Origin of the sequence: Granulicella sp. 5B5 (assembly GCF_014083945.1) — a bacterium.
GTDB lineage: Bacteria > Acidobacteriota > Terriglobia > Terriglobales > Acidobacteriaceae > Granulicella.
Map to the genome: position 1 here is coordinate 2,802,769 of NZ_CP046444.1, position 12,419 is coordinate 2,815,187.

The window sequence follows — 12,419 nt, forward strand, 5'->3', positions numbered from 1 at the left end:
CCAACAAACCAAACCACTAAGGCTCCCAAAAAGAAAAACAAATTTCCCGTTCCAGTCGGCTACACTGAAAGTAGGGAAGAATCTCGCAGCTCAGAGCTGATAGCTCAAATCCTGATGTTTGCGCCAGGCCAGATAACCCTTTTGTTTCCCATATCATACCCGCAACTATATACAGAATCAGCCACTTACCCCGGGGATCACCCCGTAAGTGACTGATTCCGCTGGATAGCTCCGCTACATAGGGAGGGGGAGGGGTATCCCGCTACTCGGCTTTCTTCTTGTTCCGCGCCTTCACCTTGAACCAGATCGGCGACCCGATGAACTTGAACGTGTCCCGGATCTCATTCGCCAGGAACCGCTCATAGCTGAAGTGCAGCTTCACATCGCGGTCCGTGAACAGCACAAACGTCGGCGGAGCCACCGCAGCCTGCGTCATGTAATAGATCTTCACGCGCCTGTTCATCGGCACGCTCGCGCGCTGGAAGTCGATCTTGTCCAGGAACCGGTTCATCGCGCCCGTGGAAACGCGCTTGCGTCGCTCACGGCTCACCAGCTCCACCTTCTTGAACACCTCGCCAATGCCCTTCGACTCAGCCGCGCTCACAAACAGCAGCGGTGCATAATCCAGGTACTTCAGCGAGTCCCTTACCTGCTGTTCGTACAGCTTCTTGTCCGCAGGCGGCCCGCCATCGAATACGCGCCGTCCTTCGGCGTCCACCTCAGTCATCAGGTCCCACTTGTTCACCACGATGATCACGCTGCGTCCGCTCTCATGCGCATAGCCGCCGATATTCGCATCCGCAGCCGCAACGCCTTCGGTCGCATCGATCACCAGCAACGAAACGTCTGCCGCCTCCAGATGCTTCCTCGACATAATCACCGACAGCTTCTCAGCCATCAGCTTCGTCTTGCCCTTGCGCCGGATGCCAGCCGTATCGATGAACCGGAACTTATGCCCATCGCGCTCGACGACCTCGTCGACAGCATCGCGCGTCGTCCCTGCAATCGGCGACACAATTGCGCGGTCGGTGCCGGTCAGAGCATTCAGCAGAGTGCTCTTGCCCACATTTGGCCGCCCGATGATCGCGATCTTCGTCTCGCGCGAGATGTGCTCGCCATGGGACCGCAGTCTGCGCCCCGGCGCAGCCGCCTCGTCGCCATCCTGCGCCCCCGGCAGCGGATCGCCGCCGCCGTCCATGTCCTCTTCAAACTCTTCGTCGAAGCCTTCCATCACCTCGTCAGGCTCTTCGGCCACAAACTCCGGCGGCAGCGCCGCCCAAACGTCATCCAGCAGATCGCCAATCCCGACCCCATGCTCCGCTGAAATCGGACAAACATTCTTGAAACCCAGCCGCCGGAAGTTCTCCGCCGCCGCAAACATCTCGGGCGAGTCCATCTTGTTCACAGCCAGAAACACCGGCTTGCCGCCACGCAGCAACAACCGCGCCAGCTCCACATCCGGCGCTGCCAACTCCGTCCGCCCATCCACCACCATGATGATCGCGTCCGCCTCTTCCAGCCCCACCTTCGCCTGCCGGAAGATCTCCGCCGGAATCAGCGCCTCATCATCGGGAATCACACCACCCGTATCCACCAGCCGAACGTCGCGCCCGGCCCACTCCACCTCGCCATAGATGCGGTCGCGTGTAATCCCCGGCTCATCGCCCACAATCGACCGTCGCGTCTCCGTCAACCGGTTGAACAGCGTCGACTTGCCCACATTCGGCCGCCCACAGATCGCCACCAGCGGCAGCCGGGTCGTCTCACGCCGGTCGCGGGCCTCTTCCATGCGCTCTGCAAACAGAGCCTGCCGGACCGCCAGCAGCTCCGCCTCGCGCCACGCCCGCTCTTCATGGATCTCCTCAGCTTTGTCATCTCGACCGGAGGCGCGTTTCTGCCCCGCAGCGGAGAGACCTGCAGTCTCGCTTCCGTGGCCGCGGCTTCCCGCCTCACCTCGGTCCCGAATGACAATCTTCCGTTCGCGGTCCGGACTCTTCGTCGGCTTCTTCGCCTCGACCAGCGCGGCAGCCTTCTTCGCCGCCAGCTCCTTGCGCTTCTTCGGAGACACAGCCCCCGTCACCGCGCCCCCCTTCGGCGCACTCCGTCCTAGCTTCGGCCGCGTACTCGCCTGCCGATGCTTCTTGCCTAACCGCTTCTTCTCTTTCTTTGGTGCCATGGTCGCTATCTCCCGCGCCGCGGCGCAACCTTCATTATAAGAACCTTTGTCCTCCATGATTTCTTGGCGGCATCTTGGCATCCTTCGCGCCTTGGCGTTGTCTTTCCAGGAGTTCCCTACACGGCGAAGAAACGGCGACTATCATCTACTTAGCCGATGCCGCCAGCCGTCCAATCCGAAGAAGCCATCCAGCGCCTGCCCACGCTCCACGACTTCTTCTCTCCCGGCGGCATCCTCGCCAAATCCTCCCTCGCCTTTGAGCAGCGCCCCGGCCAGTACCTCATGGCCCGCACCATCGAGCAGGCCTTCGCCGACCGCCGCCACCTCATCGTCGAAGCCGGCACCGGCACCGGCAAAACCCTCGCCTACCTCCTGCCCGCCCTCCGCCGCGCCCGCGAAAATAACCAGCGCATCATCATCTCCACAGGAACGAAGAATCTACAGGAACAGCTCTACTTCAAGGACATCCCCTTCCTCGAATCCCTCCTCGGCCCCTTGCGCGTCTGCTACATGAAGGGCCGGGCCAACTACGTTTGCAAGCACAAACTTTTCGCCCTGCGCGACAACCCGCTCCTCCACGGCCTCGATGAGATCTCCCACTTCCACAGCATCCTCAACTGGGAAAAGAAGACCGCCACCGGTGACCGCGCCGAGATCGCCGACCTGCCCGAGTCCTCCGCGCTCTGGCACAAGCTCGACGCCCGCTCCGAAGTCTGCCTCGGCCAGTCCTGCCCCGACTGGGAGCAGTGCTACATCACCTCCATGCGCCGCAAGGCGATGGAGTCCGAGATCGTCATCGTCAACCACCACCTCTTCTTCGCCGACCTCAACATCAAGCAGCAGGCCGCCGGAGCCCCCGACGCAGGCATCCTCCCCGAAGCCGCTGCGGTCATCTTCGACGAGGCCCACGAGCTCGAAGACGTCGCCAGCCAGTACTTCGGCATCGCGCTCTCCAACGCCCGCTTCGACGAGCTTGCCCGCGACACGGAGATGCTCCTCCGCGCGAAGAAAGTGAGCACCGCCGCCATCGAGTCCGCCACCAACAGCCTCCGCGAACGCTCACGCATGTTCTTCGGTTCACTCCCCGTCGGCCCCTCGCACCTCGGCCGCCTCGAGTTCATCGACCGCCAGGACTTCCTCGAAGCCCGCGGCGACGCCTACATCGCCGCCTCCAACGCGCTCCAGCGCCTCGAATCCGAGCTAGACCATCTCCGCGACGTCGACGAAGCCCCCGGCCTCCGCAAGCGCGCCGCCGACATCCGCAACCACCTCAAGTTCCTCCTCGAATCCACCGACCCCAACACCGTCTTCTGGATCGAACGCCGCGCCACCAGTGGCCTCCGCACCACCGCCCGCAACAATCGCGGCCCATCGACACTCTCTCCTCTCACTCAGATCGGCACCCCCACAGATGTGTCATCTCGACCGGAGCGCAGCGGAGTGGAGAGACCTGCGTTTGACCCACCACAGTCCTTCTCCACCCACCTGCAAGCCACCCCTATCGACGTCTCCCAACTCCTCGCCGACACCCTCTTCGCCACCTACCCCAGCGTCATCCTCACCTCCGCCACGCTCACCGTAGCCGGCCCCAACGCCGAGCCCAGCTTCGACCACCTCACCAAGCGCCTCGGCGTTCCATTCCCCAAAACCCTCGTCGTTCCCAGCCTTTTCGATTACCCCAGACAAGCGCTGCTCTACTTACCCGCAACGATGCCTGAGCCAAGGCATCCAGACTTCCTCCCGCAAGCCACCGAAAAGATCCGCCGCGTCCTCGAAATCACCCGAGGCCGCGCCTTCTGCCTCTTCACCTCGCACGCCCAGATGCGCGAGCTCCACGACCGCCTCCTGTCGCAGCTCCCGTATCCGCTGCTCATGCAGGGCAGCGCCCCACGCCACGTCCTGCTGCAACAGTTCCGCGAAACCCCCAATGCCGTCCTCTTCGGCACCTCGTCCTTCTGGCAGGGAATCGATGTTCAGGGCGAGCAGCTCAGTTGCGTCATCATCGACAAGCTCCCCTTCGCCGTCCCCTCCGACCCCATCATGCGCGCCCGCACCGAAGCCATCGCCGCCGCCGGCGGCAACGCCTTCAACGACCTTCAGGTCCCTCAGGCGGTCATCGCGTTGAAGCAGGGCTTCGGCCGCCTCATCCGCTCGCTCTCCGACCGCGGAGTCCTCATGCTCCTCGACCCTCGCATCCGCACCACCCGCTACGGCAAAACCTTCCTCGAATCCCTCCCGCCCTATCGCCGCACCGACGACATCGCCGAAGTCGAACGCTTCTTCGAAACCTAATCTCCACCTACCGCTGCGCCTCCACCACGCTGTCCACCGGTCTTTTCCACTCTCTGGCGCCTGCGCAATCTGCATCTGTCCCCACGGCATGGCCGGTGTAGGCGAGCACGCCGTGCTCTTCACCGTCATCCACATCTCACCGCTGCTCGCTCCTGCCATCCTCGGCAGCCAACCTATTAAAACCAATCCGGCCCATATGTGTCCGCGCACCATAAAATGGTGATTGGACATATGGGCCGCAATCTTTACATCCTCGCTGCAACCTTCGGAGTCCTGGCGCTCATCTCGCTGGTGCTGTCTTTCACCAACGTAGCCCAGCAACCCGGCTCCCCCGGCGACGCCATGCTCTGGCGCACCACGGCCATCGTCCTCTGCTGCCTTGCACTGGTCATAGCCCTCGCCGGCGTCCTCTCCTCGCTCTTTGAGCAGGCTGAACGCCGTCATGAGGAGCAGCGCCGCAAACTTCGCGCCTCGCGCCGTCCATGACTCAGGTTGTTGGAGCCCGGCCTCTTGACAAGCCTCGTATACTGAAGGTGCAGATGACTGTGCGTGAGCTGCTCTGGGTCGCATAAAAGGTCCTCGCGGCAGACCTGGGAAACATCGCTCTATACACAAAAGTGTAGTCAGCCTATATTACCAAAGTCTTTAGACGCTAACTTCAATCCGCTGCGGATCTTAGCCCCCAAAAAGGTGGGGAGGGGTGCCCAGCCGGTAGACTGAATACGTCATCGAGCTGCGGTCTGGATTGGAGCAAGAAAACAATGTTTGAAGTCACCGTCCAGGCCGGGTTCTCCTCGGGCCATTACCTTCGCAACTACCAGGGCAAGTGTGAGAACCCTCACGGCCACAACTACCGGGTCCTAGTCACCCTGGTAGGCGCCGAGCTCGACGAAACCGGCCTCCTGCTCGACTTCAAGCTGCTCAAGCACGTTCTCCGCCCCACGGTCGACTACCTCGACCACAACATGATCAACGACCTTGAGCCGTTCACCACCCTGAACCCCTCGGCTGAAAACCTCGCCCGCTACTTCTTCCAGAAGACCGCCGACCAGCTCCACCAGATGACCGCCGGCCGCGTCCGCGTCAAAGACTGCACCGTCTATGAGACCGACACCAGCTACGCGAAGTACTACGAAGCTCTCTAGCTGACCTCGCAGTTACAAGAGAGCGCGTACGAGACGTCGTACGCGCTCTGCCACACAACCGAAGATGATATGGCTGGCAGCCTCACTCGTATGCTCACGGGTCGTTTCCTGATCTGTTTCTGACGCTGCGCCTCTGACCGAGAGCACATTCTCATGCGTTAGCGCCATTAGCGCCAGTCCGAAGCTTGCCCCCTCTCTGTGGGTGGCTTCCGGAAAATATTCGGCGATTGCGCCATAGGTGGCACCCGCGGCAGCCCCGATACCCCATGTGACCGCTTTGCCAGCAGAGCGGCGGCTGGCTGGAGCAAGTTCGTGGCCCACGAGTTTCTCTGCCAAAACTTCAGTTGGCTCAGGCTCGCCATGGATTCGAGGAGGATAGACGCGCTCGGCCACAGATTTGGCAGCCGTGGCGGCTACACCCGCGATCAACCCGGCAAACAAGCCCTTCCATAACGACCTTGCTCGATGGCTTTTCTCCGCGATTTCATACTTGCGGTGTGCGCGCTCGCTCAATGTCTGGTCCTCCTTTTAGCTACTTCGCACTTTGTAGGATGCTTGGTCGTGTAATCGTGTCAGCCTTCAAACGGTCGCAAGTGCGCTTCAGTTGGCCGCTTTGTCATCAGGCTCACGGCGAAGAGGCCTATCAGCGAGGCAAGTAGCGCTGGGAGGATCGCATCGTGCTCGCCGATGACCGGTGGAAGGAAGCGCGTTACGGAGCTCCAGCTTATCGTGACCACCGTGCCTGCGGCGATGCTTGCCACGGCACCTGCTGCGGTGGCCCGCCGCCAAAAGAACGCCGCCAGGATTACCGGTGTCAATGCTGCGGAGTAAATCGTATATGCATAGACGCTTTTCTGCAGAACGCTCGTCGTGCCGAGCGACTGGTAAAGCGCCCATGCACCCAATGCAACGACCATCAGGCGGCTCACCACCAATATCTGACGATTGCCTGCTTCCGGCTTTATGTAACGGACGAAGATGTCGTTCACCAGGTTGGTTGCCGGGCTGAAAAGGTAGTTGTTCGCGGTGGAGACCACCTTGGCGAAGATGGCGCCAACCAACAGCGCTCCCAGTATGGACAAGGCTTTCGAGCCGCCGAAGCTATGGACCGCTGTGTAGGCCAGAATCTCACGCGGACGATGGGCAACCTCGCCCGTGCGATAGAGCGCTGAGCCGACGACAGCGATTGAGACAATCACTGTCTCCAGGATGACGGTACCGATGATCCAGCCGACTGTTGCGCGTGTCGCATCTTTCTCGCTTTTGGCGGAGAAGAACTTCTGATACATCGACTGGTTACCAAGCATGAGCAGGCAGGTGGGCAGAAATATCTCCAGCGCAGACTTGACCTGCTCCCGGGAGCCGTCGGGCAGAACGGGGCCTGTGTAGTAGCTGGAGAATGGATGCATGTCGCCAAACCACTCGAAGTGCGTTGCCGGCAATGCCGCCCTGACACCGCTCCAGCCGCCGGCCAGATGGATGAGCACGGGCAGAGAAGCAATCATCGTCACCGTTGCAAGAAGCCCGATCACGACGTCCATATAAGCAACCGAGCTCATGCCTGCGATCGCGGTAAACAGTACGACAAATCCGGCAAGAATGTACTGTCCTTCGACGGCGGTCACCTGCGGAAAAATCAAGTGAACGATGTCGCCGCCTCCGATGAACTGGTAGCTGGTGATCGCTGTGTAGGTAAACAGAACAGCGATTACGCCGAGCACCCGCGCGGTCTGGTTGTACCGGCTCTCCAGAAGGTCTGGGATCGTGAACTGGGCAAACTTTCTTGCCCGGGGCGCGATGAAGTAGATCAGCGCCAGGCCTGCCCATCCGCCGCCGGCCTGCCACAATGCAGCAAACCCGTGCTTGTAGGCATTTTCGGCGCCGCCCAGCAGTGAGCCCGAGCCAATCCAACTGGATAGCAGCGTAAACACCAGCACAAATGCCGGCAGGCTGCGACCAGCGACAAGGTAGTCGGCCTTGGTTTTTACCTGCCCCAGCTTCGCAAGGGAAGCCGTCAACAACGCTACAACGATCGAACCGAGTACTACGACATACAGAACCATGAGTGCCGCAATTCTACCTTGCCCAGGTACTCAACTGCTCACTCCTGCCGCAACCATCGCTGCATCACAGGATAGGGAGCCTTCCCCTCGGCAGCGGCCCGCTGGGTGTCCAACGTCAGACCCATCCATTGCAGCAATGGGACTCCAATGGTGCCAGAGCTGTAGTTCCCAATCAAAGCGTCCGCGGCGCCCTTGTAGCCATCCAGGTGGAAGACGACCTGCGGTGGCAGACGCAGGTGCATCGCGGCCGCGTAGCTCCAGCATTGCGCCCCGATCTCATCGCCCAAATCATCGCCGGCTTTCTGTCCGGTAGAAGAACGTCGCTCAGGGGTCATCACGGCCAGATGTCCCGCTTCATGCAGCAGGTCTCCGGGATACTTCAGCTTCTCAGGATCGACGACCAGTCCGCCCGGTTCGAGGTGAAGGCCAGGAAGGAAGGTTGTGTCATCCAGTGCTGTGTATCGGACGGTCAATCCGATCTTGTGCAGAAAGGTGATGATGGTTTCGGCTACCGGGTCAAGTGTTTGTAGCTCAGGCATTCATGCTCTCCGCAATCCATGATGCCTTTTCGTCTGTGCCAACACAACAACGGTTGGCCATCCATGCCGTCGTGAGGCGACACGGGTACACTAATTTCACATGAAGCACCTCTTCAGGAGTACCCCCATGCAGTCTTCCCGCATTCTGGCGTTCGTGGCATTCTGTGCCACGGCGCTGCCGCTGGCGGCCCAGTCGACGCCGATTACGCTGGCTGTCGATCTGACCGACGCACCCCGCAAGATCCTGCACGCTACCGAGACGATTCCCGTCCAGCCCGGCCCGATGACCCTCGTGTATCCAGAGTGGATTCCGGGTGAGCATGGCCCGACTGGGCCGATCATCAACCAGGCAGGGTTCATCATCACCACGCCTTCGGGCGAGCCGGTGAAGTGGGAGCGCGACCTGGTGGATATGTACAGCTACCACATCACCGTGCCGGCGGATGTGCATGAACTGCACGTGAAGATGGACTTCCTGGCGATGTCCGGCGCGAACTTTACTGCCGGTGGCTCAACCAGTGCCAACCTTGCGCTGCTCAGCTGGAACACGCTGCTGGTGTATCCGCTGAACGGAGACATCGCGCACACCAACGTCTCCGACATCATGGTCTCGCCGTCGATCACCATCCCAAGCGGCTGGAAGTTCGGCACCGCGCTTGAGGCGGGCAGCTCGCCGACGTCGTTCAAGACCGTCTCGCTGGAGCAGCTGATCGACTCGCCGGTGCTGGCCGGCCGCTGGTTCCGCGAGATCGACCTGGCGCCGGAGATTACGCCGAAGCACTACCTCGATCTCGCCGGCGATGGGCCGGAGGACATCCTGCTCTCACAGGAGCACATCGACGACTTCAACCGGCTGATCCGCGAGACCGGGGCGCTGTACAAGTCGCGCCACTACCACTCGTACCACTTCCTGGTGACGCTCTCGGACCAGGTCGCGCACTTCGGGCTGGAGCACCATCAGTCCTCCGACGACCGCGTGCCGGAGAAGACATTCGTCGACGACAACGCGTTTATCGGCGAAGGACTGTTGCTGCCGCACGAGTTTACGCATAGCTGGAATGGCAAGTACCGCCGCCCTGCGGGGCTCGCGACCCAGAACTACCAGGAGCCGATGAAGGGCGACCTGCTGTGGGTCTACGAGGGCCTCACCGAGTACCTCGGCGACGTGCTGGCATCGCGCTGCGGCATCTGGCCCGCGTCGGTGTACCGCGACCGGCTGGCGACCATTGCCGGATACCTGAACGACGCACGGCCGGGTCGCACCTGGCGCGACCTGCAGGACACGGCGAGCGATGCACAGATCCTATACTCCGCGGGCGGGCCGTATGATAACTGGCGGCGCGCTACCGACTACTACGACGAAGGCGAGCTGCTGTGGCTGGAGGTCGATACGACCATCCGCGCCAAGAGCAACGGCAAGAAGAGCCTGAACGACTTCGTCGCCGCGTTCCACGGCCTGGGTGGCAACACCGGCCCCAAGGTGGTTCCGTATACGTTTGACGATGTCGTCAAAGGGCTGAACGCCGTGGTGCCGATGGACTGGGCCGCGTTCCTGCACAAGCGGCTCGACTCCAACGAACTTCATGCACCGGAGATGGCGGGCATTGACGCCCTCTCCGGGTACAAGCTCACCTACTCGGACAAGCCGAACTACTGGTCGCAGCTTGAAGAGAGCCAGTACAACGCCATCAACGCGCGCTGGTCGCTCGGCTTTTCGGCGGGCAGCACCGGCGAGGTCGGCGACGTGATCGTCGGCAGCCCGGCTTACAAGGCTGGACTCGCCCCGGGGTTCACGATCGTCGCCGTCAACGGCCGCGCCTTCCAGCTCGGTCTGCTGCACCAGGCGATCAAGGATGCGGTGGGCAGCGGCCCGGACGTGGAGCTGATCGTCGCGAACACCGGGTACTACAAGATCCTCAAGATCGACTACCACGGTGGCGAACGCTATCCGCAACTGGAGCGAGTGGACGGCGTTCCGGCGCGGCTGGACGACATCCTGAAGCCGATGGCGCAGTAGTTCACTTTGACTGGGGGGCAACCCTCCCCCGGTTTTTGCCCCAAGATCCGCAGCGGAAAGGAGTTAGCGGTGGTACTGTCTACCGTCGCTAAACCTATAAGACCAACTGCGGAGCCAGCCTGAGATGAGAAAAGCCCGGCGAGTGCCGGGCTTTCTCTTTCATCTCTATTGTAAATGGGGTGTCAAGGGGTAGCTGCTGCGGACGATGAGGGCGTTGGCGGAGAAGGTCTCGATGGTGACCATGGAGATTTCAGGAGAATCGGGCGAGGTGGCGGGTTCAGGAGCCGTTCGGGTGTGCGCACGCATCTAGTGGGAGGTATGGGTGGAGTGGCTGTGCCGTTCTGGATGACGAAGCTGGGGCAGTTGTGGCGGCTGGTGCGGGAGAGCCACGCGGAGCCGATGCGCGGCGAGCCGCAGGCGCCGGTGGTCGCGAAGATGGGCGAGACAGCGGTGACGTTCATCGGGCACTCGTCGTTTTTGCTGCAGATGGGTGGGCGTGGGTTGCTGGTGGACCCGGTGTTTGCGACGCGGCTAATCCTGCTGCGGCGGCAGCGCAGGCCGGGTGTGCAGGTAAGCGACCTGCCGCGAATTGACGCCGTGTTGCTGACCCACGCGCATATGGACCACCTGAACCGTCCGTCGCTGAAGGCAGTGACGCGGCAGATGCGACGACGCGGCTGGGCTGCTCCGGTGGCGATTGTGCCGAAGGGCGTGGAGGACCTGGTGATCGACTGCGGGTTCTCGAGCGTGATCGCACTGGAGCGGTGGGAGGCTACGGAAGCAGTTGCCCCGCTACGTGTAACGCTGACACCGGCCAACACTGGGGCGCGCGGATGTTCAATGATACGCATCGCAGGTTTGGCGGGTATGTGATCGAGAACCTGAATGGAACTTCGCTGCGGGTGTATCACTCGGGTGACAGTGCGTACTTCGGCGGCTTCCGCGAGATTGGCGAGCGATTGAAGCCGGAGGTTGCGCTGCTGCCGATTGGCGCGTATTACCCGGACAGCTATCGCGGGGTGCATACCTCGCCCGAAGAGGCGCTGCAGGCGTTTCTCGATCTGCGTGCGGAGGTGATGGTGCCGATGCACTACAACACGTTTCGGCTGGGGAGAGAGCCGATGGATGAGCCGCTGCCAAGGTTGATGGCTGCGGCGGAGAAGGCTGGCGTGCGGGGGAAGGTGGTTGCGCTGGGCGAGGGAGAGAGCTGGGTTGAGAGGAAGTAGGAAATAGGAAGTAGGGAGAGGCATACTACTTCCTATTTCCTATTCGCTATTTCCTATTCGCTACTTCCTACTTCCTGAGCTTCGCATCTGGTAGGCGATGGACTCGAGGGCGCGTTCGGGGTTGCCTTCGGGCAGGGTGACGCCCATTTTGGCGGTGAGCTGGCCGGCGATACGGTAGGCGATGCTGGCGCGGGTTTCGAGGGTGAGGTCGAGCATCCGGCTGAAGAAGGTTTCGATGATGAGGAGGTCCTGCGCGCTGAGCTTTGCGACAGCGTCGGCGGGGAACATGGTGGGCGTCTGCTCGCGCCAGGGTTCGGCTGCGGAGTTCGCGGGGGTGACAAGGTTCATGGTGGAGTGGAAGAGCAGGGGCTGCTCCTCGATGCGCTCGTGGACGACGAGGGTGCCAGCGACGAAGTCGCCGAGACGCTTGTTGCGCTTGTTACAGAGCATGGTGATGACGCCGGTGAGGTAGAACGAGGGGAAGTAGTCGACGAAGCGAAGCAGGTTGCGGGCGAGGGACTCGAAGAGGGTGATCTGGCGGCCTGAGTCCTTGATGACGCGGAGCTGCATGGTGCGTTTGCCGGGGGTCTGGCCGTGCCAGAAGGCCTCAAACAGAGCGAAGTAACCCCAGAAGATGAGGAAGAAGAGGATGCCCAGCAAGGCGTAGAACCAGAGGGTGAGGGGATCGAGGCGGTTCGACCGGCCAAGCGCAGCGGCGACGATAACGGCCACGATGCCGAGAGCGAAGTAGGCGATGCCGATGCAGAGGGTGTCGATCAGCACGGCGACGAAGCGGCTGCCGAGCCCGGCGATGTTGTAGTGCAGGTCGATCTGCTCGGGCGTGGCGATGGTGAGCAGGTCGCTGTCGAAGCTCTGGGCCCCCGGGGGCGTGGGCAGATGGGGAGAATCGTTGCTACTCTGGTCGCTGTACCCGGTCGATTCAAAGGACGCCATGATCACG

9 protein-coding genes and 1 pseudogene are annotated in these 12,419 nt (G+C 61.7%); 5 read left to right on the forward strand and 5 right to left on the reverse strand.

Translation table 11 applies throughout. The features are described from left to right. Positions 1-262: 262 nt before the first annotated feature. The gene (gene der / locus GOB94_RS11885; protein ID WP_182276118.1) at positions 263-2,176 is read right to left on the reverse strand and encodes a ribosome biogenesis GTPase Der; all 1,914 of its coding nucleotides are present in this window, start codon (positions 2,174-2,176) and stop codon (positions 263-265) included. Positions 2,177-2,332: 156 nt separating this feature from the next. On the opposite strand from der, the gene GOB94_RS11890 reads away from it, so the two are divergent. The 3 genes from GOB94_RS11890 (at position 2,333) to queD (ending at position 5,613) form a co-directional block, all read left to right on the forward strand. Continuing rightward, a complete protein-coding gene (locus tag GOB94_RS11890; protein WP_182276119.1) occupies positions 2,333-4,468 on the forward strand; it encodes a helicase C-terminal domain-containing protein in 2,136 nt (711 codons plus the stop codon). A 231-nt stretch (positions 4,469-4,699) separates the two neighbouring features. Continuing rightward, complete coding sequence (locus GOB94_RS11895; protein ID WP_182276120.1) at positions 4,700-4,954, forward strand: hypothetical protein; 255 nt, start codon at positions 4,700-4,702, stop codon at positions 4,952-4,954. 275 nt (positions 4,955-5,229) lie between these two features. Beyond that, positions 5,230-5,613: a 6-carboxytetrahydropterin synthase QueD gene (gene queD / locus GOB94_RS11900; protein WP_182276121.1), complete on the forward strand. Its 384-nt coding sequence runs from the start codon at positions 5,230-5,232 to the stop codon at positions 5,611-5,613. A 12-nt stretch (positions 5,614-5,625) separates the two neighbouring features. Here queD and GOB94_RS11905 read toward each other — a convergent pair whose 3' ends face one another. From GOB94_RS11905 to GOB94_RS11915, 3 genes are read right to left on the reverse strand one after another with little or no spacing between them, the layout of a single operon-like run. After that, a complete protein-coding gene (locus GOB94_RS11905) occupies positions 5,626-6,126 on the reverse strand; it encodes a DUF1440 domain-containing protein (protein ID WP_182276122.1) in 501 nt (166 codons plus the stop codon). Between the two features lie 59 nt (positions 6,127-6,185). Beyond that, a complete protein-coding gene (locus GOB94_RS11910) occupies positions 6,186-7,676 on the reverse strand; it encodes a sodium:solute symporter family protein (protein ID WP_182276123.1) in 1,491 nt (496 codons plus the stop codon). Positions 7,677-7,714: 38 nt separating this feature from the next. After that, complete coding sequence (locus GOB94_RS11915) at positions 7,715-8,215, reverse strand: hypothetical protein (RefSeq protein ID WP_182276124.1); 501 nt, start codon at positions 8,213-8,215, stop codon at positions 7,715-7,717. Between the two features lie 127 nt (positions 8,216-8,342). On the opposite strand from GOB94_RS11915, the gene GOB94_RS11920 reads away from it, so the two are divergent. Further along, positions 8,343-10,232, forward strand: coding sequence for a M61 family metallopeptidase (locus GOB94_RS11920; protein WP_182276125.1), 1,890 nt, complete (start codon positions 8,343-8,345; stop codon positions 10,230-10,232). 486 nt (positions 10,233-10,718) lie between these two features. Then, a pseudogene (locus GOB94_RS11925) lies at positions 10,719-11,458 on the forward strand (MBL fold metallo-hydrolase). A gap of 60 nt (positions 11,459-11,518) precedes the next feature. Here GOB94_RS11925 and GOB94_RS11930 read toward each other — a convergent pair. Next, the gene (locus GOB94_RS11930) at positions 11,519-12,412 is read right to left on the reverse strand and encodes an RDD family protein (RefSeq protein ID WP_182276126.1); all 894 of its coding nucleotides are present in this window, start codon (positions 12,410-12,412) and stop codon (positions 11,519-11,521) included. Between the last annotated feature and the right edge of the window lie 7 nt (positions 12,413-12,419).

What these genes read in the sequence shown, in the direction of transcription:
- GOB94_RS11920 (WP_182276125.1), top strand. Translation starts at nt 8,343, where the DNA reads ATGCAGTCTTCCCGCATTCTGGCGTTCGTGGCATTCTGTGCCACGGCG.
- GOB94_RS11915 (WP_182276124.1), bottom strand. Translation starts at nt 8,215, where the DNA reads ATGCCTGAGCTACAAACACTTGACCCGGTAGCCGAAACCATCATCACC.
- GOB94_RS11895 (WP_182276120.1), top strand. Translation starts at nt 4,700, where the DNA reads ATGGGCCGCAATCTTTACATCCTCGCTGCAACCTTCGGAGTCCTGGCG.
- queD (WP_182276121.1), top strand. Translation starts at nt 5,230, where the DNA reads ATGTTTGAAGTCACCGTCCAGGCCGGGTTCTCCTCGGGCCATTACCTT.
- GOB94_RS11890 (WP_182276119.1), top strand. Translation starts at nt 2,333, where the DNA reads ATGCCGCCAGCCGTCCAATCCGAAGAAGCCATCCAGCGCCTGCCCACG.
- GOB94_RS11910 (WP_182276123.1), bottom strand. Translation starts at nt 7,676, where the DNA reads ATGGTTCTGTATGTCGTAGTACTCGGTTCGATCGTTGTAGCGTTGTTG.
- GOB94_RS11930 (WP_182276126.1), bottom strand. Translation starts at nt 12,412, where the DNA reads ATGGCGTCCTTTGAATCGACCGGGTACAGCGACCAGAGTAGCAACGAT.
- der (WP_182276118.1), bottom strand. Translation starts at nt 2,176, where the DNA reads ATGGCACCAAAGAAAGAGAAGAAGCGGTTAGGCAAGAAGCATCGGCAG.